Origin of the sequence: Mycolicibacterium arabiense (genome assembly GCF_010731815.2) — a bacterium.
Taxonomy (GTDB): domain Bacteria; phylum Actinomycetota; class Actinomycetes; order Mycobacteriales; family Mycobacteriaceae; genus Mycobacterium; species Mycobacterium arabiense.
In genome coordinates this window covers 4,006,380-4,029,562 of the sequence record NZ_AP022593.1, presented here as the reverse complement: position 1 = coordinate 4,029,562, position 23,183 = coordinate 4,006,380, and the positions used below count along the sequence as shown (strand labels likewise).

Genomic DNA, 23,183 nt, shown 5'->3' with positions numbered 1-23,183 from the left:
TACCGCACTACAGGCGCCAGAGGGCTTCCTGTGTCGTGCTGGCGACCAATGTGCCCTCCGCGGAGTACAGCGACCCGACGACCAGGCCGCGCGAGTCGCTGTTGTTGAGCGAGCGCACCTCGTAGCGATGCCACTGCCGCGGATCGAACGGGCGGTGGAACCACACCGCGTGGTCGAGGCTCGCTGCGTAGCCGGCCTCGGGGTGCACCGGCGTGCCGGGCGGCCGGGCGACGGGCACCGGCCCGAAGTCCGACATGAACGTCAGCGTGCATGCCCGGATCAGCGGGTCGTCCTCGATCTCGTCGCGGGTCCGGATCCAGAACGGCGGCACGGCGAACACCGAGTCGTCGCCGGGAGTGACCCGGATGTCGAAGCGCTCGGCGAAGCCCAGATTGGGCACCTTGTGCATGGCGTCGTCGAACTCGAGTGCCGGGACGATCGGCGGCTGCCAGTCGGCGGCGTCCTCGGGACGGTGGAACGACGCGATCATCTCCAGGATGACCTTGCCGTGCTGGACGGCGGTGACGCGGCGGGTGTCGAACGACCGCCCGTCACGGGTCCGCTCGACGTGCAGTTCGACGTCGACGCCGTACTGGCCGCCGCGGACGAAGTAGAGGTGCAGCGACTGCGGCAGCTTGTCGGGTTCGACGGTGTGGCCTGCCGCGGCCAGGGCCTGGGCCGCGATGAGCCCGCCGAACAACCGATCGCCAGGGCCGCTGCGGGGGTTGGGGGCGACGAACACGTCGCCGCGCTGCTCGAAGTCGAGCAGGCGGGCGATCCAGCTGCGGTCCGCGGCCGAGTTGACACGTGTCATAGAGCGCTGACCCTAGCCGAGGCCCGTCGCCCCAGCGGCGTCAGTCGGCGCGCACCTCGGATGCGACGATGGCGCTCACCTTGATCTCGATGCGCATGTTCGCCGCGCCCAGTACCGGCACGGCGATCTCGGTCCAGATCGGCGCCCGGTCACCCATGCGCTCGCGGAACTGCTCGACCATCACCGAGTTGTGGGCGTCGCCGATCTCCGCCGGGTCCTCGGTGACGTGGAAGGAGTCCACCGAGATCACGTCGCGCCAGGTCGCTCCCGCGGTGGCCAGCGTCCGCTCGACGTTGTCGAAGGCGGCGACGATCTCCTCGCGCAGGTCGGCGGGGAACTCGAACTGGTCGTTCCAGCCGCCCTGCCCGGAGATCTCGACGCGGTCGCCGACCCGGACGGCCTGGCTGTAGCGCATGTTCTTCAGCTGCGTGTCGCCGTAGCCGGGGGTGACGAAGAACTCTGGTCGTGCCATCGGGCTCTGCCTTTCGCTTGACTTCATGATTGAAGTGAACCCTAGCATGGTTTCAGTTCACGCGTGAAGTGAGTATCGTGCCGAGCATGGCCGAGCGAAGTGACGTGTGGTTGAACGCAGGCGAGAAGGAGGCCTGGACCGGCCTCATCTCCCTGCTGCTGCTCATGCCCGGCCGGCTCGAGGCGCCGCTGCGGGAGGAATCGGGCCTGACGCTGTTCGAATACCTCGTGCTGAGCCACGTGTCCGAGGCGCCCGAGCGGCGGCTCAGGATGAGCGATCTCGCCTTCCTGGCCAACGGATCGCTGTCGCGGCTGTCGAACGTCGTCACCCGTCTGGAGAAGCGGGGCGCGATGTCCCGGCATGCCGATCCCGACGACGGCCGGTACACCCTCGCCGTCCTGACCGACGCCGGCTTCGAGATGGTCCGCGCCGCCGCTCCCGTGCACGTTCGAGCCGTGCGCGAGCTCGTGCTCGACCCGCTAAGCGCCGCCGATCAGCAGGCGCTGGTGCGCATCGCCGCGAAACTCAAGGCGCGCCTGCCGGGTTGACCGGCACACCCGTCGGCGCTCAGTCCGCCAGGAACGGACGCACGACGACGACGTAGGCCGCGAGGACCGCCACGGGGACGGCCAGCGGCAGCCAGGCCACCTCGACCGGCAGGATCGCGGCCAGCAGCGCCACCGCCGACAGGCCCATCGCTGCGGCCACGGTCGGGCGCGCCACCGCGTCGTCGGACCGCTCGACGAACCGGGTCACCAGGTACGCCGTCGCTGCGATTCCCGCTATGGCGGCCACCGTCGGCGGCGGATCGGTGCGCACGATCAGCACGACGACGCATCCCACCGCTAGCGTGGCGGCGCCCGCCCACCGCACGCCTGCGGCCACCGCGACGACCGCCACCCCCACCAAGGCCATGTCGACGCCCACGGCCCCCAGTGCCCCAGCCGCGATCATCAGCAGGGCGAAGGCCGGCGACAGCGCGCGCACGTCAGCGCCGCCGCGCGACGCGACGCCGGTGGTCGGGCGTCAGGTGCATCACCTGGTCGAGCGTGCTGTCGGGCAGCCACGACACCACGTCGACGCCGATCATCGCCATGTCGCGGTACATGAACGACCGCTGCATCGACCACATCCGGTGGATCAGCGGGTCGTGGTCCTCTCGCAACGGCGCACGGTCGAGCACGTCGACGGCCACCACGACGTGTCCGCGCCTGCACAGGTCGATGAGCGCGAGCGCGAAGTCGGTGTCGAGCAACGTCGAGAACGCCACCACGATCGCACCGGTCGGGATCGCGGCCGCAGGCGCGAGAGTGCCCGAAGTGCGCTCGAATTCGTCACCGACGGCGAACGTGGCGTCGAGCACCCGATAGAACTGCCTGCGTCCGATGTCCGGCTGCAACCACCGCGGGCGAGCGCCGAGTGCCACCACACCGGCGCGGTCGCCGCTGCGCAGCGCGCTCTGCACCACCTGCACCGCGCCCGCGACCGTGCGCCTGGCCGCCTCGGTCGCAGGACCCGGCGGCTGATCGTGGGTGTCGACGAGCACCACGACGTCGGCGGCGCGCTCACTGAGCCGTTCGGTGACGTGCAGGCTCCCCCGGCGGGCGCTGACAGGCCAATTCACCGTGCGCAGTTGATCACCCGGCACGTAGGTCCTGATCCCGCCGAACTCGATGCCCCTGCCGATGCGCGCGGTGATGTGGGTGCCGAGCCGATCGAGCAGCTCGGTGCGCGGCAGCGCCGTCGGCTGCGCGGGCACCACGGGGAACACGAACACGTCGGCGGCCCGGACGGCCGCGGTGCCCTCGACGAGACCGCCGCGAGCCTGCAGGCCAACCCGCACCGTGATCGGGTAGCGGCCCCACTGCTGCGCACTCGCGGTCACCTCGATGCGGTCGTCGCCGCGCGGGGTGGCCTCGTGCCGCAGAGCCGTCGCGCCGAGGACCTCGAGGTGAACGGCAGAACCGTCCGATGCACTCGCCCACACCGTCAGGCGGACGTCCTCGGTCTCGAAGCAGCGCAACGTCTCCCGGTCCGCGTACACCGTGACCGCAGGCACCCGGCGCTGCCACCGGTAGGACGCCAGCACCCCCAGCAGCGGCGCCGCGAACACCGCGAGCTGCCACGCCGACGCGGCCACCGCCGCGACGAGCGCCACCGCGACGACGGTCGCGAGTGCCTGGGTCAACGCCGATGCGCGCCAATGCAATTGGACGTCGGTAGCGTGCTCGGCGGTCACGGTGAGCACGCTCACTCGCCCGTACTGGACGTGCGCGGGACGGGAACCCGCCGGAGCAACTCCTCGACGACGTCGACGCTGCGCACCTGCCGCACCCACATCTCCGGCCGCAGGCTGATGCGGTGCGCCATCGCGGGAACGGCGAGCGCCTTGACGTCCTCGGGGATCACGTAGTCCCGACCGATCAGCAGTGCGCGGGCGCGGGCGAGTTGCACGAGGTCCAGCTCGGCGCGCGGGCTCGCACCGACCGCGACCTGGGGATGCTGTCTACTGGCCGTCGCCAGCGACACGACGTAGCGCAGCACGTCTTCGTGCACCGTCACCTGCTCGACCGACTCTCGCATGGCCAACAGCTCGTTCGCGTCGACCACCCGGTTCACCACGGCGTCGGGCGAGCCGCGGTCGATCCGGCGCCGCAGCATCGAGACCTCCTCCGCGCCCGTGAGGTACTGCAGTTCGAGCCGGATGGTGAACCGGTCGAGCTGCGCCTCGGGCAGCGGGTAGGTGCCCTCGTACTCGATCGGGTTGTCGGTGGCGAGCACGACGAACGGCTCGTTGAGCCGGTGGGTGACGCCGTCGATGCTGACCTGTCCCTCGGCCATGGCCTCCAGCAGCGCGGCCTGGGTCTTGGGCGGGGTGCGGTTGATCTCGTCGGCGAGCAGCAGGTTGGTGAAGATCGGTCCGGGCCGGAATTCGAAACGGCCCGAACGCATGTCGTAGATGGTCGACCCGAGCAGATCTGCGGGCAGCAGGTCGGGGGTGAACTGCACGCGGGTGAACTCCAGACCCAGCGCCGCGGCGAAGCACCGGGCGATCAGCGTCTTGCCGAGTCCTGGCAGGTCCTCGATGAGCGCGTGCCCGCGGGCCAGTACGGCGATCAGGATGAGCGTGAGCGCCGGCCGTCGCCCGACCACCACGCGCTGCACCTCGTCGAGCACCGCGTCGCACCGGGCGGCCGTCGCAGTCGCACTCGTCGTCTCGGTCATATCCGCTCCAGCCGTTTCAGCAGTTCGTCGAGGACGTCCCGACCGGGCCCCGGTTTGTCCCGCTCGTTCAGCGCGACGTCGTCCGGGTCGACCCATCGCCACAGCTCGTCACCGAACACCATGCGCGCCGTCGCGCGGTACGCCTCGGCGTTCTTCGACTTGCGTTGTCCGGTCGCGAGTTCGAACTGCCGGGCCAGCATCGGGCGCAGGTGCTTGTCCCAGTCCGCGCGGCTGGAGTCGGCCCAGCTGACCAACGTCTGCGTCCGGGCGACCCAGCGCCGCAGCGTCTCCTCGGGGTCGCGTGCCCGGGACTCGTCGACGAGCACCGTGGGCGCCCGCGTGACGTGCCACCGCACCGCGAGCAGCGCGACCGCGAGTGTCGCACCGGCCAGCCACGGCAGCGGCGATCGGTCGGGCAGTGTCAGCGCGGCGGCCTGCACGCCGAGGATCAGCAGTGCGGCCGCGGCGACGATCCGGTTCACGCCGTGACCCGCAGCTCGTCGAGGACCCGCCGCAGCACGGCGACGGCGGCATCGCGGTGCGCCTCGGTCATCACGTGCGGGCTGAATCGGGCCTCGTCGAACAGGTCGACCAATTCGATTGCACTGTCGGGTTGCAACGCATTCTGCGCCACCGCGCGGTCGAGCACCTCGGACGCCGTGTCGAAGTCCCGTGGCATCGCTCCCGGTACGCGGGCCAGTTCACGTTCCATCGCGGCGTAGCAGGCGATGATGGCGTGGCGCGGGTCGCGGCTGGTGTCCCCCACCTCGGCGAGACCGACCTCGGCGGCGCGGGCGAGGGTCTCGGACTCGTCGGTCTGGGCCCTCGGTTCCGCCTCCCCCGCCGCGAACTGGTCGGTCGGCCCAGGGCGGCGGCGCGCGCCCAGCACGCTTCCGACGACGAGCACGACGAGGAAGACCGCGGTGGCCACGTAGAGGTAACCCAGTGCGTCCCAATCCCGGTCGTCCACCTCCGGTGGCGCCGACGCCGCGTCGACGGGCTCGGACGCCTCCGGTGCCGCGGGCCGGCTCCCGGCCGGCTCGGGCAGCGTGGGGTCGGCCGACCCGCCGAACTCCCATCTGCTGAGCAGCACGAAGATCAGTAGCCAGCAGACGATCACGCCGAAGGCGATCACCGCGACCCGCCACGTCGGGCGCGCCCGGTCGCTACGCAGCCAGGCCGGTCCGGTCGACGTCGGCGCGGCGGCCGGCATGGGCCTGCGGACCCGGACGATCACGGCCGTCACCACCACCGCGACGGCCACCGCGAGCAATCCGAGCACGATCACGCTCGACGCCGGATCGTCCGGTGGCCGCTCCGTAGCGGGAGTCTCGGCCCCTGGCACGTGGCCGCGCAGGCCGACGGTCACCACGATCACCAGCAGGGCCACGACCACGGCAGGCGGGATCGAACGTCGTGTCGACGTCTGCGAACCGGCCATCGGCGGACCTCCCGGCGACCGCCCCCGGCCGCGCCTGTCTGGTCGATGGTAGGCCGGTCGTCAGGGCCCCTGGCCGTGTTCGCGCAGCCAGGACTCGGTGAGTTGGCGGTACGCCTGCTGACCGATGCTGCCCTCGCGTTCGTCGAACACGTGGTCGGCGTACGGGACCGACACCAGCTTCACGTCCACCCCGGCCGCGGTGGCCCGGTCGGCGAACTCGTAGGCACCGCGGGTCGGCACCAGGTGGTCGGTGGCCCCGAGCAGCAGCAGCGTGGGCGGTGCTGCCGGGGTGACGTGGGTGGCCGACGCGACGGCGGCGTACCGATCGGGCACGTCGACGGGCGATCCGCCGAGGTAGGCGGTGGCGAAGCCCCTCGCCATGCCACCGAGCGCGAGGTCATCGTTGGCGAAGACCCCCGCCGGGTCGACCGCCGGGTACAGCGCCGATACCGCGCCGACCGCAGGCACCTCGCCGCCGCACGACGGACGCAGCGCCCCGGCCGACGCCATGTACGCGGCGTTGATCGCGAGGTTGCCTCCCGCGGAGTCTCCGGTCAGCGAGAGTCGCGCCGGGTCGCCCCCGAAGCGCTTCGCGTTGTCGGCCACCCACGTCATCGCGCAGCCGATTTGACCGGTGACCACGTCCCAGAGGTGGCGTTCCGGCGACGACAGCGCGTAGTCGACGGATACGACGAGCCACCCTCGATCGGCGAACCAGCGCAGGTCGGTGGCGTGGGCATGCCGGTCCCCCGCCACCCAGCCGCCGCCATGCACGAACAGCAGCACGGGCGCAGGCCCGGAGCCGGGTCGAGGGCGGAAGACGCCCAGGCGCAACGGGTTTCCCTCGAACGACGAATAGGTCTCCTCGGCGTCGGGCGCTGCGGCCGGTATCGACCACACGTCGAGCGTGTCGACGAGGTCGACGTCGGCGCCCGCGTTCTCGACGACGGTCACCTGCCTGGCGATGACGTATGCGCCCGCCGCCACCGTCAGCGCGGCCACGACCATCACCGAGAGCAGTGCCCGGCTGCGCCCGCGCAGCCAGAGGCCGAACGCCGGCAGCGCGATGGCGGCGGTCACCAGGACGACCCACGACATCACCGGCGGCACGAAGCCGGCAGCGAGTCCGACGACGGGAACGTCGTGCAGCAGCGTCGCGAGCACGGCCAGCGCGGGGAGCGTCACCAGCGCCGCGAGGACGCCCGCCCAGATCCTCAGCGGTCTTGGGCGGTGGCGGTTTCGCGCTCGGCCGCCCGGACCAGCCGCAGCGAGATGACCTGGATGGCCCCGCGCAGCAGAGCGAGCATGACCGGGCCCGTGCCGGGAACGCCCTCGGTGAACCAGCCACGCCAGCGTATGTCGGTGCCGCCCGAGGCATTCGGGGTGAATAGCGCCTCGCCGTGATAGTCCAGCGCGGGGGTCTTGGGCGCGATGAGTGCGTAGACGTGCCTACGGTCCTGCTCGTACTCGACGGTCTTCTCGAGCATCACCATCGGCCACAGCCCGACCTTGCGCACCGCGCCGATGCCGCCCGGCTCTGGGTCGCCCTGGGTCTCCCAGCTGGACTGGAACACGATGGGCTTGGCCCATTCGCTCCAGCGCGCGCCATCGGCCTCGATCCGGAACAGCGTCGCAGGCGGCGCGCTGCTGGTCCGGTTGACCTCGAAGGTGAACTTCCGGCCCGACATGTCGCCTCCCGTGCGTCTCGGCGTCGATCAGTGCCGAACCCTACCGGAGTGCGGCATCGCGTTAATTCCGTGTTACGTCGCTGTTACGCCTATGCTGGCGGCATGCGCAACGAGGACGTGTTCCGCGAGGTACTGGCCCTGCGACGCCGCCCGGACACCGCCGACGTGACTGCTTCGGCGCTCGACGTACACGCCCGCGCCGTCGCCCGCAGCAGCGAGTCGATCCGACCGTCGTTCGTCTCCGACGCCGACCTCGACGCCGTCGCCCCGCCCGTGGTCGCGACGATGGCCGCGATCGAGTTGTGCCTGGCCGGTCTGTGGCGCCGGACCGACGGCGGCTACGTCGTCACCGACGTGGACTACGTCGCCGACGTCGTCGCGCACGGCTTCCGGTCGCGCAGGCGGTGGCGCCTCCGGGCGGCCGCAGCCCTGCGGCGGCTGTGGACCGAGTTGAACGGCGAGCGGTTCATCCCGCTGTAGCGCTCGGCCAGTCCCCGTCCTCGACCCACTTGCAGAGCGCCCGGGCGTCGGTCCGACTCGAGATCGGGCCCACCCACGTGGCCGCTCCCACCGGGGAGCGATCCACCGCACACGGCTGCAGGACGACCAGGGTGCCGGGGCGGTCGTCGTGTCGCGCCACGCACGCCGACGGTCCCACCAGGCAACCGGCTGCGACCAGCATGCCGTGCGGCGAGCGGCGGACGATTCCGCGCAGCTCGTCGAACACGCCGTCGGGCCAGTGACACCCGGTACAGACGACGAGCGTGAACGGGCCCGCGCTCATCGCGGCCGGCCCGCGGGGTACGGGAGCAGGGCCATCTCACGGGCGTTCTTGATCGCGTTGGCGACCTGGCGCTGCTGCTGCACGGTGAGCCCGGTGACGTTGCGGGAGCGGATCTTTCCGCGATCGGAGATGAACTGCCGCAGCGTGCCGGTGTCCTTGTAGTCGACGATCTCGATGCCGAGGCCGGCGAGCATGTTGCGCCGTGGCGGCTTGCCGTCGCGTGCGTCGCGGCGCGCCGTCGGCTTCCTGGCCTTGGCCATCAGCGCTCCTCCCTGAAGTCGACGTGGCGGCGCAGGACGGGGTCGTACTTGCGGAGCACGAGCCGGTCCGGGTCGTTGCGCCGGTTCTTCCTGGTGACGTAGGTGTATCCGGTGCCCGCGGTCGACTTGAGCTTGACCACCGGCCGGATGTCGGTACGGCTGGCCACTAGATCCGCTGCCCTTCGCGTCGCAGGCGTGCGACCACGGCCTCGATGCCGTCACGGTCGATGACCTTGATGCCCTTGGCGCTCACCCGCAGCCGCACCCGCCTGCCCTCGGAGGGCAAGTAGTACGTCTTGACCTGGATGTTGGGTCGCCAGGTGCGCTTGGTCCGCCGATGCGAGTGGGACACGTTGTTCCCGAATCCGACTGTGCGACCGGTGATCTGGCACGTAGTCGACACGGTGCACCTCCTTCGCTATTGAAAACGATTTTCGACAACTGTCGAAACGGAGGGTAGCGTAGGCCGCGCCCTAATGAAAATGATTGTCGGATGGAGGATGGTGCGCACACCACTGCTGCTGGTCGCCGGCCAGGGCGACACCGAGGCCGCGACACGGGTGCTGACGCGAACACCCGGCACGCTCGTCGTCGAGCACCGTTTCGACGGCCACGTCGTCCGACGCACGGTGACCACCCGGGACCACGGCAACATGAGCACCGGAACCACCACGGCGGAAACGATTCTCGAACTGGCACACGGCTGCGTGGCCTGCACCGTCCGCAACGACCTGCTGGTCCTGCTGCGCGTCCTGCATCGCCGCTCCGACGTCGGGCGCATCGTCGTCCGGCTCGGCCCCTGGCTCGAGCCGGAGCCCATCGCCTGGGCGATCAACCACGTCCGCGTCCGCGTCGGACCCGGCTTCACCGACGGCCCGGCCGCCAGGGACGTCGAGATCGCCGCCGTGATCACGTGCGTCGACGCGACGACGTGGCTGCCGCAGGCGCTGTCGGACGACGAACTGCCCGACGGCCGGACCGTCGCACAGGTCGTCGTGGGTCAGGCGGAGTTCGCCGACGCCCTGGTGCTCACCTCGCCGGACCCGCGCACACTCGACGTGCTGCGCCGACTTGCGCCACGGGCTCGGATCACCGTCGGCGTCGACCGGCTCGAGCTGGGTCTGTCGCATCTCGAACCCGACGCTCGACGCGGACGCAGCGACGACCCACACGGCCCACTGCTCGCGGGACAGCCCTCGCTACGCACCGACGGCGACGTATCCCTACTGGAGTTCAACGCGGACAGGCCCTTTCACCCACACCGACTGCACGACGCCGTGGACGCACTGCTCGACGGCGTCGTCCGCACGCGAGGTCGGCTGTGGCTGGCCAGCCGCCCGGACCATGCGATGTGGCTGGAGTCCGCAGGGGGCGGCCTTCGGGTCAGCTCGGCGGGCAAGTGGCTCGCCGCGATGACGGCCCGCGAGCGTCCCTACGCCGACCCCGAACGCGCCGCGATGGCAGACCTGATGTGGCAAGACGAATTCGGCGACCGGCACACGTCGATGGCCGTTCTGGTCTGCGGCGCCGAACCCGCCGAGGTGCACGGCGCGCTCGCCGCCGCGCTGCTCACCGACGAGGAGATGGCCGCCCCCAAGGAGTGGTCGCAGTACGGCGACCCCTTCGGCGACTGGCACGCCGACCCGTGCGGTCACGAACCCAGCACACCCACCGACGTGCCAGTGCGTGGCACGGGAGAAGGAGAATCCCGATGAAGCCAGGCGTCCACCCCGACTACCACCCGGTCGTGTTTCAGGACTCGAACACCGGAACCGCGTTCCTTACCCGCTCGACGGTGACGAGTTCACGCACCATCGAGTGGGAGACCGCGGACGGCATCCGGACCTACCCCCTGGTCGTGGTCGAGGTCAGCGCCGACTCGCACCCGTTCTGGACGGGACGCCAACGCGTGCTCGACTCCGCGGGGCAGGTCGAGAAGTTCCGCCGCCGCTACGGAACGCGCGGCTGACCGTCAGGCGCCCGCAGGCACCGGATAACGGTCGTTGACGTCGGCGTTGCTGTCCTTGCGCGCGCAGTGAGCGCAGCAGAAGATGGCGTCCTCGGTCTCGATGCCGTGACCCAGGATCCGGCAACCGCAGTGCGCGCACTCGGGTGCTAGTTGCGCCGCCGCGCACTCCACGCTGTCGAAGTCGGCCGTGCGGCCGTCCGGCCAGGTGACGGTGAACGCCTTGTCGTAGTCGTTCCCGCAGGTGGCACAGATAGTCATGTCAGCCCTCCCATTCGTGTCGGCGAATGGGTTCCCGGCGGACGGGTCGACAAACACCGGACCGGGGGTCAGGAGTGAGGAAGCCGCACGACCTGCACGAAGAACTCGTCGATCTGCCGGACCGCGCTCATGAACTGGTCGAGGTCGACGGGCTTGGTGACGTAGGCGTTGGCGTGCAGCTTGTAGCTGCGCAGGATGTCCTCCTCGGCCGACGACGTAGTCAGCACGACGACCGGGATGTGCATCAGATCGGGGTCGGACTTGATCTGCTCGAGCAGTTGCCTGCCGTCGTACTTGGGCAGGTTCAGGTCGAGCAGGATCAGATCGGGCCGCGGGGCGTCCGGGTAGGCGCCGCGCTTGTAGAGGAAGTCCAGACCCTCCTCGCCGTCGTGCGCGACGTGCAGGTTGTTCTTGATCTTGTTGTGCTCGAAGGCTTCTCGGGTGATCAGCTCGTCACCGGGATCGTCTTCGACCAGGAGGACGTCGATGGGTCGGGCAGAGGAGGTCATTTGCGTGTCCCTTCGAGGGCTGGCTCGGGCTCGGCGCCGGTGTTCTCCAGGGCCTCGTCGGTCTCACCGGTCTTGGCGGCGGGCACGGGCAACGTGAAACGGAACCGCGTGCCCTCGGCGTAGTCGGTGTCGATCCAGATCGTGCCGCCGTGATACTCGACGATCTTCTTACACAGTGCCAGACCGATGCCGGTTCCCGTGTATGCGTCGCGTCCGTGCAGCCGCTGGAAGATCACGAACACCTTGTCGACGAACTCGTCGGCGATGCCGATGCCGTTGTCCGAGACGCTGAACGCATACCAGCCGTCCTCGGCGGGCTCGCACTCCACGACGATCCGGGGTGCGATGCCCTCGCGGCGGAACTTCACGGCGTTGCCGATCAGGTTCTGCCACAGCATCGTCATCAGGGTCGGGTCGCCGGTGACGACGGGAAGTCCACGCTCGGGCAGCACGAGTTCCGCGCCGCTCTCCTCGATCGAGGTGGTGAGGTTGCCGCGGGCGGCCTCGATGGCCTCGCCGAGGTCGACGTCGGCCTGCGTGGAGTTCAGCCGTCCGACGCGGGAGAACGTCAGGAGGTCGTTGATCAGCACCTGCATGCGCTTGGCGCCGTCCACGGCGAACCGGATGTACTCGACGCCGCGTTCGTCGAGTTGGTCGCCGTAGCGCTTCTCGATCAGCTGACAGAACGAGGCCACCTTGCGCAACGGTTCCTGCAGGTCGTGGGAGGCGACGTAGGCGAACTGCTCGAGTTCGGCGTTGGAACGCCGCAGCTCGACCGTCTGCTCGTCCAGTAGGGCGCGGGCCTGCTGCGAGATCTCGAGTTCCCACACGATCCGCTGCCGCATGTCCTCGACGTCGGTTGCGATGGCGCGGATGTCCTTCGGCCCGCGCGGCACGATCTTGTTGTCGAACTCACCCTGGGTGATGCGTCGGCACGACTCGGCGAGGTAGGACAACGGGCGCGTCACCGCGTTGCGCACCAGGATGGCCAGCAGCACGGCAGCGACGAAGAACGCGACGATCATCGCGATCAGCACCCTGTCGCGCCAGTCCCTGACGGTGTCGAGTTCGGCAACCGCGTCGTCACGCGTCGTCAACAGGTTGGCCGACTGGACGTCGAAGAGTCGGCGGATGTCGTCGAACTCGACCTTCCCGCGTTCGATCACCGAGGGGTCGACCAGCGCTGCGGCCCGCGGCACGACGCTGGCGATCAGCGGTTCGGCGTACCGCGCCCTCCACTGGTCGGCAGCGGCTTCGACGGCGTCGAGATCCTCCATCAGGTCGGGCCGATCGCCCAATCGCACGCGCATCGCCTCGACCGCGGCGTCCTCGGCCTGCTGCCCGTCGTAGTACGGCTGCAGGAACTGCCGGTCGGCGGTGATCGCGTACCCGCGGGTGGCGGTCTCCTGGTCGCGCAGCGCGGTCTGCAGGCGGTAGGACGCGACGCGGGCGGGCTGAATGTCCTCGATCAGGTCGCGGGACACGTCGTCGGTGCGGTCGACCAGCAGCCCGCCCGTGATCGCACCGGCGAGCACGACCACGCCCATCGCGGACAGGACGAGGTTCTGCCAGCCCTGGACGGTGAGTTTGCGGCTCTTGGTCCCGGGCTCCTTCGGTGGTTGCGTCATGTCCCGGTCCGCTCCACCCGCACGACGGCGATGTCGTCGGACAGTCCACCGTGCGCCTGCGCGCGTTCGCCCGCACCGTCGATGATCGCCTTCACGAACTGCTCTCCCGGCAGGTCGGCCACCGACCGGGCGAGTTCCAGGAGTCCCTCCTCGCCGAGGCGCTCGTTGCCGCGGCCGGCGTGGCCCTCGAAGATGCCGTCGGTGAGCAGCACCAGGCCGTACCCCTGCGGCAGCTCCAGCTCGCTCAGCGGCCAGTTCTGTCCGTTGAGGCCGAGCGCGGGGCCTGCGGGCGGCTCCAACCAGTCGACCGTCGAGGGTCCGTGCAGCAGCATCCCGGGGTGGCCGGCCCGCACGACGGTGAAGTGCCCGTCAGGCGCGAGCGCGACGCTGAGCACCGTCGCGAACACACCGCTGCTCACCGGGCTCTCGGCGCGCAGGATCCGTTCCAGTTGGCGCATGCGCTCGTTGCCGCGCAGGCCGGCGAACGTCAGCGCCCGCCACCCGATGCGCAGGGCCACCCCCAGCGCGGCGGCATCCGGGCCGTGCCCCGCCACGTCGCCGACCATGACGTGGACCGTGCGGTCCGGGGTCTGAACGAAGTCGTAGAAGTCGCCGCCCAGCAGGGCGTTCTGGTGGCTCGGGCGGTACTGGGCCTCGATCTCGACGCCCGGGTTCTCGTGCAGCAGCGGCGTCGGCAGCAGCCCGCGCGCCAACCGGGCGTTCTCCAGTGCGGTGAGCTGGCTGGCGCGCAAGGCGACGGCGGTGAGTTCTGCGCGCTTGCGTTCGATCGCGTACAGCAGGGCGCGGCGCAGCATCTCCGGCTCGACGCGACCCTTGACCAGGTAGTCCTGGGCGCCCGACGCGACTGCCGACACCCCGAAGTGCTCGTCGAACAGGCCGGTCAGCACGACGACCGGAACGTGGTCGTCGCGCTTGGCGATGCGGTCCAGCGCACTGATGCCGTTGGCGTCGGGCAGGTTGAGGTCCAGCAGCACGCAATCCGGCCGCGCCCTGGCGAGTTCGCGCTCGGCGTCGGCCATCGACGGCGCCCACACCACGGCGATGTCCGCGTTCGTGTCCGCGATCAATTCCTCGACGAGGATCGCGTCTGCCCTGTCGTCCTCGACCAACAGAACGGACAGCTGCTGACCAGGAGCAGCTGGGTCGAATTCAGGTTTGAGCACGGGCTTCCGACGCATGTGGGGGTGGACGGGTGAACGCAATGACAATACCGACGACCGGCCACGTCGTTGTGCTGGTTCGCGACTTGGCTAACGCGGCGTCGCGTCCCGCACGCCGCGGTAGATTCCGCGCCGCACGATCACTGGCATGAGCACGCGCTCGAACGACCATGCCGGGAACCGGAACGCGCGGCCGTTCGGCGCGAACACCTCGAGCCCGTCGCGCTGGATGCCGATGATCGATCCCCACCTGGAGTTCGGCGGGCGGTAGGAGCGCAGCGGGCGGCCCTCGAAGTACGCGAGCAGGTTGTCCGCGAGCAGCCCGTCGGCCCGGTTGCGGGCCGAGCTGCGCTGCGGGTCGGTCGCGGCGACGTCCCCCAGCGCGAACACGCCGCGGTGGCCGGGCACTTGGAGTTCGGGCGTCACGCGGACGAAGCCGTCGTCGTCGAGCAATTCGGGCGGCAGCCACGCGGTGTTGGGGCGGACCCTGCCGATGGTCCACAGCACGGCGTCGGCGGCGGACTCGGGTTGGCCGGTGCTCCACCGCACCGGCCCGGTGGTGATCTCGTCGCCGGTGAAGTCGTCGGGCAGGATGGCGCGGTGCCCGGGGCGCAGTGTCACGCCTGCGTCGCGGAGTCTGCGCTCGATCCGAGACCACGTCCGCGGGTGGTACTGGGTCAGCGCGCGGTCGCCTGGGAAGTACAGCTCGACGCGCTTGGCGGGCCAGGTCCGCGCGATGTTCGCGGCACTGCTGACCGCGGCCGCACCACCGCCGACGACGATCACCGACGCCGAGGCGGCCAACCGGTCGTGCGCGGCGTGCAGGTCGGCGCCGATCTCGGTGTGCGACTGCAGGGTCGGCTGCCGCCAGAACCCGTTCGTGACACCCGTGGAAATCACCAGCGCGTCGTAGCCGACGGCCGCCGTGTCCCCGTGGGCCGTCCGCACCGACACCGTGCGGGCGTCGAGGTCGGCGCCGGTGAGGGTGCCGTGCACGGTACGCACCCGATCGAGTCCACGGAACCGGTCGAATGCGATCCAGTTGTGCTGCGCCCAGTGATCGGGTCTGCTGATCCGCCAGCCGAGTTCCTGCCCGCTGACCAGTCCCGGCTTGGCCGAGATGCCGACGACGTCGACGTCGGGCCGCTTGGCGAGCTTGATCGCGGTCAGCACGCCGCTGTCGCCGAGACCCGCGATGACGATGCGCTTCACGACGCGCTGCGCTTGGGTGGCCGGGGCACGAACTTGGACACCCGGTCGATGACCTGCTGGTACTCGGGGCGGCGCTGCAGGCTGCGTTCCTCCATCATCGGGATGCTGGCGCCGAGGAAGAGTGCGAGCATCACGGCCGCACCGGCCATCAGCCACCACGCGTCGGCGGGCGCTGCGGCCACGCCGAACAGGCCGAGGGCGAACCAGAACCCGAACTCGCCGAAGTAGTTCGGGTGCCGCGACCACGACCACAGTCCGCGGTCCATCGCCTCGCCCGGCCTGCGCACCCGCGCGAAGCGGTGCATCTGGACGTCGGCGACGAGTTCGAGTGTCACCGCCGCGACGCCGACGACGAACGCGACGACGGCGAGCCACGCGATCCCCTCGCCGGGCCGGGTCACCGCGACGTACACCGGCACCATGCCGAGGAACACCTGCAGCGTCGGGATGACGTGGATGGCGACCAGGTCGGCGGCGAACTCCCACTTGCCCGCCCGGTCGCGGAACATCGGGTAGCGCCAGTCCTCGTGATGCAGGCCAGGGAAGGCGTACACCCAGTTGCTGGTCAGGCGCACGGCCCAGAGCACCACGACCGTGGCCACCAGCACGGCCCGCAGCTCGTCGACGCCCGGGCCTGCCTGGCTCCACCAGTAGAAGAGCAGTAGCGGTGGGATGACGCTCCAGTACGCGTCGTAGAAGCTCGAGTTGCGGTAGGCCCGGCTGAACGCGAACACCACCAGCGTGGCGAGCAGGTCGGCGACCAGGGTGTCGAGCCACGACTTGCCGGTGGTCGGGCCCCAGATCAGCCAGGCCGCGGCGACCGCTATCGCGATGACGTAGGCGAGTGTGACGATGGCGAGCGACGCCGCCTTCGATCTGGTCTGCAACGCCGCCTCGGCCATGGTCCCCTCCGGCTCGAAAGTGGCCGAACTGTAACACGTTCTAGTTCCACCGCGGGGCGGGTTTCGGCTCGGGCCGTAACCTGTCGACGTGACCGACCAGACGGCGACCGAGGGCCGTATCCGCGTTCCCGCCGACCTCGATGCCGTCACCGCGGTCGGCACGGAGGACGACGCCGTGCTGCCCGCCGGCGCGGCCGACCGCATCTGGGAGAAGACCCGGCACTGGTACCGCGCAGGCATGCATCCCGCGATCCAGGTGTGCCTGCGCGTCGACGGCGAGGTGGTGCTCAACCGCGCGATCGGGCACGGCTGGGGCAACGGGCCGGCCGACCCGCCCGACGCCGAACGGATCGCGGTCAGCACCGACACGCCGTTCTGCGCGTACTCGGCCGCCAAGGCGATGACGAGCACGGTCGTCCACATGCTGGTCGAGCGCGGCGCGTTCTCCCTCGACGACCGGGTCTGCGAGTACCTGCCCAGCTACACCAGCCACGGCAAGGACCGCACCACGATCCGGCACGTGATGACGCACAGCGCGGGCGTCCCGTTCGCGACCGGGCCGAAGCCCGACGTGAAGCGCATGGACGACAGCGAATACGCCCGGGAGATGCTCGGCAAACTCAAGCCGATCTACAAGCCGGGTCTGGTGCACGTCTACCACGCGCTGACGTGGGGGCCGCTGGTGCGCGAGATCGTCTCGGCCGCAACCGGTCGCAACATCCGCGAGATCCTCGCCACCGAGATCCTGGACCCGCTGGGCTTACGCTGGACCAACTACGGCGTCGCGCCGAAGGACGTCCCGCTCGTTGCGCCCAGCCATGCCACGGGCAAGCCGCTGCCGCCGCCGATGGCCAAGGCATTCAAGACCGCGATCGGCGGGACGACCCACCAGCTCATCCCGTTCACCAACACCGAGCGGTACCTGACCGGCGTGCTGCCGTCGTCGAACACGGTGTCGACGGCCGACGAGCTGTCCCGGTTCGCCGAGATCTGGACCCGCGGAGGCGAACTCGACGGCGTCCGGGTGATGTCGCCCGAGACGTTGCGCGCGGCGACCCGACAGGCCCGCCGGTTGCGGCCCGACGTCGCGACGGGCATGGTCCCGCTGCGCTGGGGTACGGGATTCATGTTGGGGTCAAAGCGGTTCGGCCCGTTCGGCAGGGACGCCCCGGACGCGTTCGGACACACCGGGCTGGTGAACGTCGCCGTGTATTCCGACCCGTCGCGCCGGCTCTCGGCGGGCATCATCAGCAGCGGCAAGCCGGGTGGCCACCGCGAGGCCAAGCGGTACCCGGCGCTGCTCGACGCGATCGCCGCCGAGATCCCCAGGCGCTAGCTCGGGCCGAGGACGTACCGGCCGTCGTCGGGGTGGTGGTACCAGCCGCCCGCCGCAGCGGTGCCGCCGTCGACGTGCAGCGTCTGGCCCGTCACGTAGGAACTGAGGTCGGATGCGAGGAACACTGCCGCGCCTGCCATCTCGTCGACGTGCCCGACCCTGCCCATCGGGATGGTGTTGCTGGTGCGCGCCTCCCACCCGGGCGGCGCCATGTTCGCCAGCCCCTCGGTGGCGGTCACGTCGGGCGCCAAACCGTTGACGCGGATGCCGTGCGGCGCGAGTTCCAGTGCGGCGGTGCGGGTGTAGTTGACGACGCCCGCCTTGGCCGCCGAATAGGCGGCGTACCCCGGCGCGGCCCGGAATCCCTCGATGGAGGTGACGTTGACGATGCTGCCGCCGAGCTGGGCGGCGACCATCGTCCGTGCGACGCGCTGCGTGCACAGCAGCACGTGGGTCAGGTTCGACCGGATCAGTGCATCCCACCCGTTGGGCGAGGTGTCGAGGATGCCCGACGCGAAGACGCCGCCAGCGTTGTTGACCAGAATCGTTGGTACGCCCAGGGTCTCGATCGTGGTGGCCAGCGCCTCGTCCACCATCGCTTCGTCGCGAACGTCGACCGTGCAGGCCAGCCCGCCGCACGTTTGGGCGACCGCGGCGGCGGTCTCGCCATCGCGTTCCCAGATCGCGACCTTCGCACCGTAGGCCGCGAAGCCCTCGGCGATGCCGCGCCCGATCCCGGATCCGCCACCGGTGACGACGGCGACCCGCCCGTCGAGGAACGCGGCGTCGCGTGTGAGCACCATGGGCTCACCGTAGGCGCAGTCGGTGGCACGTCGTAGTCACATCCGTCACTCGAGCCCCTGCGCGAGTCGGCGTGGTCGACCGGGCGATGTTCCACCTGGCGAGCGAATTGGGCCGCATCGACCCCCCGCTCTTTCTTGACGGGTGTCGACTTCCTATCGTGGGCAGATGAGCAACGACGCTGATGTCGACCGGGTCGCCGACCTCGCCCACCGGGTGGTCGCCGAACACGACCCGAAGTCCGTTCCGATTCCCGAGTACCTCGCCGCCTGCTACGACGCCGGCCTCTCCTGGGTCCACTTCCCCGAGGGCTTCGGCGGCCTCGGCGTCTCGCGGCGCCTGCAGGCCGTCGCCGACGGCATCCTGCAGGGCGCAGGCGGCCCGGTCCCCCTTGGCCTGAACCCGATGGGCTACGGCATGGCGGCACCGACGATTCGCGAGCACGCCCAGGACGACGACCTCAAGAAGTCGTGGCTGCGCCCGCTGGCCAGCACCGAGCACATCTGGTGTCAGCTGTTCTCGGAGCCGGGCGCCGGTTCCGACCTGGCCGGGCTCGCGACGTCCGCGGTGCCCGACGGCGACGAATGGGTCGTCAACGGGCAGAAGGTGTGGACCAGCCTCGCCCACCGCGCCCGGTGGGGTCTGCTGCTCGCCCGCACCGACCCGAACGTGGCCAAGCACAAGGGCCTCACGTACTTCGTCGTCGACATGCACGGCCCCGGCGTGGAGACGCGCCCGCTGCGGCAGCTCACCGGCCAGGCCGAGTTCAACGAGGTGTACTTCTCCGACGCCCGCATCCCCGACGCCCACCGGCTCGGTGCGGTCGGCAACGGGTGGAACGTCGCGATGACGACGCTGATGAACGAGCGCAGCGCACTCGGCGGCAGCGGTAGCAGGCGCGGCGCGGGCACCATTTCCGAGGCCGTCTCGCTGTGGGCAGCGCGGCCCGATCTGCACACCCCGGTACTGCGCGACCGGCTGACCCAGCTGTGGCTGCGGTCCGAGGCGCAGCGGCTCACCTCGGAGCGGTCGCGGGCAGCGGCCACGATGGGCGGACCCGGGCCGGAGGGCTCGATCGGCAAGATGGTGGGCGCCGAGCTGAACCAGCTGATCTATCAATTCTGCATGGACCTGCTCGGACCCGAGGGCACGCTCTACCACGGCTATAGCTCGGGTAGGGATCCGGAGAACGAATCCGATTGGCGCGGACCGATTCAGCAGCGGTTCCTGCGCAGCCGGGCCAACACCATCGAGGGTGGCACCTCGGAAGTCATGCGAAACATCCTCGGCGAGCGCATCCTCGGCCTGCCAGGCGATCTGCGTGCCGATGCCGGCATGCCCTGGAAGGAGATTCCCCGTGGCTGAGAAGCTTGCGGATCAGCCCAGCAGCCCGGCTGATTCCGCCAACGCATTCATCTTCACCGACGAGCAGGCCCAACTGCGCGAGGCGGTGAGCCGGTTCTGCGCCGAACACTTCGACGAGGCGGCCGTGCGCCGGCTCATGGAGTCAGACCCGCCGTTTGACCGCAAGGCGTGGGCGCGGCTCGGCGGCGAGCTGGGCGTGCTCGGCCTGTCCGTCCCCGAAGCCGATGGGGGCGTTGGCGGTTCGCTGATGGATCAGGCCGTGGCCGTCGAGCGGCTCGGCGCCGCACTGGCATGCGGGCCGCTGTTCGGCACGGTGTACCTGGCCATCCCGGCACTGGTCGCCGCGTCGGGCGGTCCGGTCCGCGACGCTCTGCTTGCCGAGTTGATCGAGGGCACGCGCACGGCGGCCTTCGTCGTTGGCGACCGGGCCGGCGCGTTCGATCCGGCCGCGGTCACCGTCACCGCGTCGGCGGCAGGCGAGGACTGGACGCTGACCGGAACGGTGCCGCGTGTCGTCGACGCCCCGTCGGCGGACGACCTGCTGGTCGCCGCGACGGGCCCGGACGGCGTCGCCCTGTTCGCCGTCGACACGAATTCAGCCGGCGTGCAACGGGTTTCGCTGGCCACCCTCGACCTGACCCGGCCGCAGGCCGACGTCGAGTTCACCGATGCCCCGGCGAAGCTGGTGGCGGGCCCGGACGATGCGGTCCGCGTGATCGACCATGCCCTCCAGGTGGGGTCGGCGCTGCTGGCCGTCGAACAGGTCGGCGCCGCACGGCATCTGCTGGACCTGTCCGTCGAGTACGCCAAGACCCGGCTGCAGTTCGGCAGGCCCATCGGGTCGTTCCAGGCCGTGAAGCACAAGCTGGCCGACCTGCTCGTCGAGGTGGAGCACGCCCAGTCGGCCGCGTACCACGCGGTGTGGGCGCTGGCCGACGGCGCAGGCGACCCGGCGCTTGAGGCGAGCATCGCCCAGGCGGTGTGCTCGGCGGCCTTCGCCCGCGTCGCGACCGACACCATCCAGGTGCACGGCGGCATCGGGTTCACCTGGGAGCACCAGGCGCACCTGTACTACAAGCGCGCGACCACCGACGCCGCACTGCTGGGCAGTCCCGAACAGCACCGCAATCGCGTCGCCGAGCTGGTACTCGACGTCGCGACCGCGGACCGTCCGCCGCGAGTAGCCGATGGGAAGAGCGCCTAGCACTAGCTAGTACCTGACGTCACTGGCCAGCAGCGGCGGGTAGACCGCAGATGGTCGTCCGTCGACCGTGGCGCCCGCGAACTGCAGCATCGTGGCCATGTCCCCGTTGAGCGCTGCGGGGTAGCTCAGCGCGGGGGCCGACGCGTCGTCCAACCTGGCGATCTGGGCGTCGGTGAGCGTCACCTCCAGCCCGGCGAGGTTGGCGGTGAGGTGCTCGAGGCGCCGCGCCCCGATGATCGGCACCACGGTGCCCGGTCGCGCCCGCAGCCAGGCCAGCGAGACGGCGGCCGAGGAGACGCCGGCCTCGGCTGCCACGTCGGCGACCGCCTCGATGACCCGGAACTCGTCGTCGGACGGCCCGCCCACGAACTCGACGCGGGCGGAGTCGGTGACCGCCGCCCCGCGCCGGTACTTGCCCGACAGGAAGCCGTTCTTCAGCGGACTCCACGGGACCAGTGCCATGCCGGTGTCCAGCGCAAGCGGTGCCAGTTCGCCCTCGACGGTGCGGGCGAGCAGTGAGTACTCGACCTGCAGGGCGATCAGTGGCGCCCACCCCTTCAGCAGTGCGGTGGTCTGCGCCTGCGCGGTGACCCACGCCGGGGTGTTCGAGGACCCGACGTAGCGGATGGTGCCCGCCCGGACGAGGTCGTCCAGCGTCGACATCGTCTCCTCGATCGGCGTGTGCCGGTCCCAGTTGTGCATCCAGTACACGTCGAGGTAGTCGGTGTTCAGCCGGCGCAGCGTCTCGCGGAGCTGGGCGCGGATCGACGACCGTCCCGCACCGCCGCCGTTCGGGTCGCCGGGGTGCATGTTGGTGAAGGACTTCGACGCCAGCACCACGTGGTCGCGCCTACCGGGCCGGGCTGCGAACCAATCGCCGAGGATCTTCTCGGAGTGGCCGTTGGTGTAGAAGTTCGCGGTGTCGACGAAGTTTCCGCCGAGGTCGAGGTACGTCTCGAGGATGCGTTCGGACTCCTCGACGGAGGTCCCCGCGCCGCCCGGGTCGTTGCCGAACGTCATCGCGCCGAGCGCGAACGGGCTGACCCGCAGTCCGGACCGGCCGAGGGTGATGTAGTGATCGAGCGACATGAATCCATCTCCTAGCGTTGCGTTTTGGATGGCTCCATTCAATGCGCGTACGAGCGGTCGCGGTAGATCGATCGCTGCAGGCTCTTGCACGATCCTGTCGAATACGAGACGATCGGGCAGTGCACACACGCGCCGCACTGCTCGCCGAGATCGGCGATCGCATCGCGCGCCACGCCCGCCCCGACATGACCACCTCCATCGACGGCGTGCTGCTGTCGAAGGTGACGACCGACGGTTCCACCCCCGACTACACGCTCACCGAGCCCCTGCTGGTCGTCATGGCCCAGGGCGGCAAGCGTCTCCTGCTGGGCGACCGGGCCTACGAGTACCGGGCGGGCCAATGTCTACTGGTCGCGGCCACGGTGCCCGTCACGGGCCACTACGTCGACACCAGCGCGACATCGCCGTCACTCGGCTTCGGCCTGGCACTTCGGCCCGCCGAGATCGCCGCGCTGATGCTTCGCGCGCCGGGCGAACGGCGTAGGCGCACCGACGATCCCGAGTCCGCCATCACCACCGGTGACGCCGACGTCGACCTGCTCGACGCCGTCGCCCGCATGCTCCGCCTCCTCGAACGGCCCGACGATGCCGCAGTCCTGGCCCCCCTGATCGAGCGGGAGATCCTGTGGCGTGTGCTGACCGGTCCGCTGGGCCCGACGCTGCGTCAGATCGGTTCGGCGGACGGCAATCTCGCGCACGTCAGCCGGACCATCAGCTGGCTGCGTGACAACTACGCCCAGCCGCTGCGCATCGACGACCTGGCGAGCATGGCCGGCATGAGTTCGTCGGCGTACCACCGCCACTTCCGCGGGGTGACCGCCATGACGCCGCTGCAGTTCCAGAAGTGCATCCGGCTCCAACATGCCCGGTCGCTGCTGCTCGCCCGCCCCGGTGACGTCGCGGGCATCGGTCACGCCGTCGGCTACGACAGCCCGTCACAGTTCAATCGCGAATACCGCAGGCTGTTCGGAGTGCCGCCCGGCCGCGATGCCGAGCGCCTGCGCGACTCGCCGACCCGGGCCGTCGCCCTGGTGTGAGGGCAGCG

29 protein-coding genes are annotated in these 23,183 nt (G+C 70.3%); 8 read left to right on the top strand and 21 right to left on the bottom strand.

Annotated elements, in window-relative coordinates:
• Positions 1–7: 7 nt before the first annotated feature.
• Positions 8–814, bottom strand: coding sequence for an acyl-CoA thioesterase (locus G6N61_RS20995; protein ID WP_163920549.1), 807 nt, complete (start codon positions 812–814; stop codon positions 8–10).
• A 40-nt stretch (positions 815–854) separates the two neighbouring features.
• Positions 855–1,286, bottom strand: coding sequence for a Rid family hydrolase (locus tag G6N61_RS20990; protein ID WP_163920547.1), 432 nt, complete (start codon positions 1,284–1,286; stop codon positions 855–857).
• Between the two features lie 86 nt (positions 1,287–1,372).
• Between G6N61_RS20990 and G6N61_RS20985 the strand changes: the two genes are divergently transcribed.
• Entirely contained in the window at positions 1,373–1,834 is a 462-nt protein-coding gene (locus G6N61_RS20985) for a MarR family winged helix-turn-helix transcriptional regulator (RefSeq protein WP_163920545.1), read from the top strand.
• 19 nt (positions 1,835–1,853) lie between these two features.
• Here the strand turns inward: G6N61_RS20985 and G6N61_RS20980 are convergent, their stop codons facing one another.
• Genes G6N61_RS20980 through G6N61_RS20950 form a run of 7 tightly spaced genes read right to left on the bottom strand, consistent with a single transcriptional unit; the run spans position 1,854 to position 7,640 of the window.
• Positions 1,854–2,273 carry a hypothetical protein gene (locus G6N61_RS20980; protein ID WP_163920544.1) on the bottom strand — a complete coding sequence of 140 codons (420 nt, stop codon included), beginning with the start codon at positions 2,271–2,273 and terminating at the stop codon, positions 1,854–1,856.
• A 1-nt stretch (position 2,274) separates the two neighbouring features.
• Positions 2,275–3,525 (bottom strand): DUF58 domain-containing protein, encoded by a 1,251-nt coding sequence (locus G6N61_RS20975; RefSeq protein ID WP_163924985.1) that lies wholly within the window; start codon positions 3,523–3,525, stop codon positions 2,275–2,277.
• Positions 3,526–3,536: 11 nt separating this feature from the next.
• A complete protein-coding gene (locus tag G6N61_RS20970) occupies positions 3,537–4,511 on the bottom strand; it encodes an AAA family ATPase (protein WP_163920543.1) in 975 nt (324 codons plus the stop codon).
• A complete protein-coding gene (locus tag G6N61_RS20965) occupies positions 4,508–4,993 on the bottom strand; it encodes a hypothetical protein (protein WP_163920542.1) in 486 nt (161 codons plus the stop codon). The genes G6N61_RS20970 and G6N61_RS20965 overlap by 4 nt, the downstream gene beginning before the upstream one ends.
• Positions 4,990–5,952: a DUF4129 domain-containing protein gene (locus G6N61_RS20960; RefSeq protein WP_163920541.1), complete on the bottom strand. Its 963-nt coding sequence runs from the start codon at positions 5,950–5,952 to the stop codon at positions 4,990–4,992. The genes G6N61_RS20965 and G6N61_RS20960 overlap by 4 nt, the downstream gene beginning before the upstream one ends.
• 60 nt (positions 5,953–6,012) lie before the next feature.
• Positions 6,013–7,137, bottom strand: a complete 1,125-nt coding sequence (locus tag G6N61_RS20955; RefSeq protein WP_163920540.1) for an alpha/beta hydrolase — start codon at positions 7,135–7,137, stop codon at positions 6,013–6,015.
• Between the two features lie 29 nt (positions 7,138–7,166).
• The gene (locus G6N61_RS20950; RefSeq protein WP_163920539.1) at positions 7,167–7,640 is read right to left on the bottom strand and encodes an SRPBCC family protein; all 474 of its coding nucleotides are present in this window, start codon (positions 7,638–7,640) and stop codon (positions 7,167–7,169) included.
• A gap of 102 nt (positions 7,641–7,742) precedes the next feature.
• Here G6N61_RS20950 and G6N61_RS20945 point away from each other — a divergent pair, with 102 nt between their 5' ends.
• Complete coding sequence (locus tag G6N61_RS20945) at positions 7,743–8,120, top strand: hypothetical protein (RefSeq protein ID WP_163920538.1); 378 nt, start codon at positions 7,743–7,745, stop codon at positions 8,118–8,120.
• Here the strand turns inward: G6N61_RS20945 and G6N61_RS20940 are convergent.
• The 4 genes from G6N61_RS20940 to rpmB are packed head-to-tail and all read right to left on the bottom strand — an operon-like array spanning position 8,107 to position 9,087.
• Positions 8,107–8,424, bottom strand: coding sequence for a hypothetical protein (locus tag G6N61_RS20940; protein WP_163920536.1), 318 nt, complete (start codon positions 8,422–8,424; stop codon positions 8,107–8,109). The two genes, G6N61_RS20945 and G6N61_RS20940, sit on opposite strands and share 14 nt — an antisense overlap.
• On the bottom strand, positions 8,421–8,684 hold the full coding sequence (gene rpsR, locus G6N61_RS20935) for a 30S ribosomal protein S18 (protein WP_163920534.1): 264 nt from the start codon (positions 8,682–8,684) through the stop codon (positions 8,421–8,423). Before rpsR ends, G6N61_RS20940 begins: the two co-directional genes overlap by 4 nt.
• Positions 8,684–8,851, bottom strand: coding sequence for a 50S ribosomal protein L33 (gene rpmG / locus G6N61_RS20930; RefSeq protein WP_163920532.1), 168 nt, complete (start codon positions 8,849–8,851; stop codon positions 8,684–8,686). The genes rpsR and rpmG overlap by 1 nt, the downstream gene beginning before the upstream one ends.
• Positions 8,851–9,087: a 50S ribosomal protein L28 gene (gene rpmB / locus G6N61_RS20925; protein ID WP_163920530.1), complete on the bottom strand. Its 237-nt coding sequence runs from the start codon at positions 9,085–9,087 to the stop codon at positions 8,851–8,853. Before rpmB ends, rpmG begins: the two co-directional genes overlap by 1 nt.
• A 100-nt stretch (positions 9,088–9,187) precedes the next feature.
• On the opposite strand from rpmB, the gene mrf reads away from it, so the two are divergent.
• Complete coding sequence (mrf, locus tag G6N61_RS20920; protein WP_163920528.1) at positions 9,188–10,399, top strand: ribosome hibernation factor-recruiting GTPase MRF; 1,212 nt, start codon at positions 9,188–9,190, stop codon at positions 10,397–10,399.
• The gene (locus G6N61_RS20915; protein ID WP_163920526.1) at positions 10,396–10,653 is read left to right on the top strand and encodes a type B 50S ribosomal protein L31; all 258 of its coding nucleotides are present in this window, start codon (positions 10,396–10,398) and stop codon (positions 10,651–10,653) included. Before mrf ends, G6N61_RS20915 begins: the two co-directional genes overlap by 4 nt.
• 3 nt (positions 10,654–10,656) lie before the next feature.
• On the opposite strand, the gene G6N61_RS20910 is transcribed toward G6N61_RS20915, so the two are convergent.
• The 6 genes from G6N61_RS20910 to G6N61_RS20885 all read right to left on the bottom strand — a co-directional run bounded on the left by G6N61_RS20910 (position 10,657) and on the right by G6N61_RS20885 (position 16,343).
• On the bottom strand, positions 10,657–10,911 hold the full coding sequence (locus tag G6N61_RS20910) for a metallothionein (protein ID WP_163920523.1): 255 nt from the start codon (positions 10,909–10,911) through the stop codon (positions 10,657–10,659).
• 68 nt (positions 10,912–10,979) lie between these two features.
• Complete coding sequence (locus G6N61_RS20905) at positions 10,980–11,420, bottom strand: response regulator (RefSeq protein ID WP_163920521.1); 441 nt, start codon at positions 11,418–11,420, stop codon at positions 10,980–10,982.
• On the bottom strand, positions 11,417–13,048 hold the full coding sequence (locus tag G6N61_RS20900) for a sensor histidine kinase (RefSeq protein WP_235887228.1): 1,632 nt from the start codon (positions 13,046–13,048) through the stop codon (positions 11,417–11,419). The genes G6N61_RS20905 and G6N61_RS20900 overlap by 4 nt, the downstream gene beginning before the upstream one ends.
• Entirely contained in the window at positions 13,045–14,247 is a 1,203-nt protein-coding gene (locus G6N61_RS20895) for a PP2C family protein-serine/threonine phosphatase (protein ID WP_163920519.1), read from the bottom strand. Before G6N61_RS20895 ends, G6N61_RS20900 begins: the two co-directional genes overlap by 4 nt.
• A 72-nt stretch (positions 14,248–14,319) precedes the next feature.
• Complete coding sequence (locus G6N61_RS20890; protein ID WP_163920517.1) at positions 14,320–15,441, bottom strand: FAD-dependent oxidoreductase; 1,122 nt, start codon at positions 15,439–15,441, stop codon at positions 14,320–14,322.
• Positions 15,438–16,343 (bottom strand): DUF1295 domain-containing protein, encoded by a 906-nt coding sequence (locus G6N61_RS20885; protein WP_163920515.1) that lies wholly within the window; start codon positions 16,341–16,343, stop codon positions 15,438–15,440. The genes G6N61_RS20890 and G6N61_RS20885 overlap by 4 nt, the downstream gene beginning before the upstream one ends.
• A gap of 88 nt (positions 16,344–16,431) precedes the next feature.
• Between G6N61_RS20885 and lipE the strand changes: the two genes are divergently transcribed.
• A complete protein-coding gene (gene lipE, locus G6N61_RS20880) occupies positions 16,432–17,679 on the top strand; it encodes a lipase LipE (protein ID WP_163920513.1) in 1,248 nt (415 codons plus the stop codon).
• Here lipE and G6N61_RS20875 read toward each other — a convergent pair.
• Complete coding sequence (locus G6N61_RS20875) at positions 17,676–18,482, bottom strand: SDR family NAD(P)-dependent oxidoreductase (RefSeq protein ID WP_163920511.1); 807 nt, start codon at positions 18,480–18,482, stop codon at positions 17,676–17,678. The genes lipE and G6N61_RS20875 overlap by 4 nt on opposite strands.
• Positions 18,483–18,648: 166 nt before the next feature.
• Between G6N61_RS20875 and G6N61_RS20870 the strand changes: the two genes are divergently transcribed.
• Together G6N61_RS20870 and G6N61_RS20865 are read left to right on the top strand one after the other, a co-directional pair.
• Positions 18,649–19,845 (top strand): acyl-CoA dehydrogenase family protein, encoded by a 1,197-nt coding sequence (locus G6N61_RS20870; protein ID WP_163920509.1) that lies wholly within the window; start codon positions 18,649–18,651, stop codon positions 19,843–19,845.
• Entirely contained in the window at positions 19,838–21,049 is a 1,212-nt protein-coding gene (locus G6N61_RS20865; protein WP_235887226.1) for an acyl-CoA dehydrogenase family protein, read from the top strand. The genes G6N61_RS20870 and G6N61_RS20865 overlap by 8 nt, the downstream gene beginning before the upstream one ends.
• 6 nt (positions 21,050–21,055) lie before the next feature.
• On the opposite strand, the gene G6N61_RS20860 is transcribed toward G6N61_RS20865, so the two are convergent.
• Positions 21,056–22,138 (bottom strand): aldo/keto reductase, encoded by a 1,083-nt coding sequence (locus tag G6N61_RS20860; protein WP_163920507.1) that lies wholly within the window; start codon positions 22,136–22,138, stop codon positions 21,056–21,058.
• A 119-nt stretch (positions 22,139–22,257) separates the two neighbouring features.
• On the opposite strand from G6N61_RS20860, the gene G6N61_RS20855 reads away from it, so the two are divergent.
• Entirely contained in the window at positions 22,258–23,175 is a 918-nt protein-coding gene (locus G6N61_RS20855) for an AraC family transcriptional regulator (RefSeq protein ID WP_235887225.1), read from the top strand.
• The last annotated feature ends 8 nt before the right edge of the window (positions 23,176–23,183 follow it).

Bases quoted from the DNA above. Each gene is read 5' to 3' on its own strand.
- G6N61_RS20995 (WP_163920549.1), bottom strand. From the start codon at position 814: ATGACACGTGTCAACTCGGCCGCGGACCGCAGCTGGATCGCCCGCCTG.
- G6N61_RS20990 (WP_163920547.1), bottom strand. From the start codon at position 1,286: ATGGCACGACCAGAGTTCTTCGTCACCCCCGGCTACGGCGACACGCAG.
- G6N61_RS20985 (WP_163920545.1), top strand. From the start codon at position 1,373: ATGGCCGAGCGAAGTGACGTGTGGTTGAACGCAGGCGAGAAGGAGGCC.
- G6N61_RS20970 (WP_163920543.1), bottom strand. From the start codon at position 4,511: ATGACCGAGACGACGAGTGCGACTGCGACGGCCGCCCGGTGCGACGCG.
- G6N61_RS20960 (WP_163920541.1), bottom strand. From the start codon at position 5,952: ATGGCCGGTTCGCAGACGTCGACACGACGTTCGATCCCGCCTGCCGTG.
- G6N61_RS20950 (WP_163920539.1), bottom strand. From the start codon at position 7,640: ATGTCGGGCCGGAAGTTCACCTTCGAGGTCAACCGGACCAGCAGCGCG.
- G6N61_RS20945 (WP_163920538.1), top strand. From the start codon at position 7,743: ATGCGCAACGAGGACGTGTTCCGCGAGGTACTGGCCCTGCGACGCCGC.
- G6N61_RS20940 (WP_163920536.1), bottom strand. From the start codon at position 8,424: ATGAGCGCGGGCCCGTTCACGCTCGTCGTCTGTACCGGGTGTCACTGG.
- rpsR (WP_163920534.1), bottom strand. From the start codon at position 8,684: ATGGCCAAGGCCAGGAAGCCGACGGCGCGCCGCGACGCACGCGACGGC.
- G6N61_RS20915 (WP_163920526.1), top strand. From the start codon at position 10,396: ATGAAGCCAGGCGTCCACCCCGACTACCACCCGGTCGTGTTTCAGGAC.
- G6N61_RS20910 (WP_163920523.1), bottom strand. From the start codon at position 10,911: ATGACTATCTGTGCCACCTGCGGGAACGACTACGACAAGGCGTTCACC.
- G6N61_RS20905 (WP_163920521.1), bottom strand. From the start codon at position 11,420: ATGACCTCCTCTGCCCGACCCATCGACGTCCTCCTGGTCGAAGACGAT.
- G6N61_RS20900 (WP_235887228.1), bottom strand. From the start codon at position 13,048: ATGACGCAACCACCGAAGGAGCCCGGGACCAAGAGCCGCAAACTCACC.
- G6N61_RS20895 (WP_163920519.1), bottom strand. From the start codon at position 14,247: ATGCGTCGGAAGCCCGTGCTCAAACCTGAATTCGACCCAGCTGCTCCT.
- G6N61_RS20885 (WP_163920515.1), bottom strand. From the start codon at position 16,343: ATGGCCGAGGCGGCGTTGCAGACCAGATCGAAGGCGGCGTCGCTCGCC.
- G6N61_RS20875 (WP_163920511.1), bottom strand. From the start codon at position 18,482: ATGGTGCTCACACGCGACGCCGCGTTCCTCGACGGGCGGGTCGCCGTC.
- G6N61_RS20870 (WP_163920509.1), top strand. From the start codon at position 18,649: ATGAGCAACGACGCTGATGTCGACCGGGTCGCCGACCTCGCCCACCGG.
- G6N61_RS20860 (WP_163920507.1), bottom strand. From the start codon at position 22,138: ATGTCGCTCGATCACTACATCACCCTCGGCCGGTCCGGACTGCGGGTC.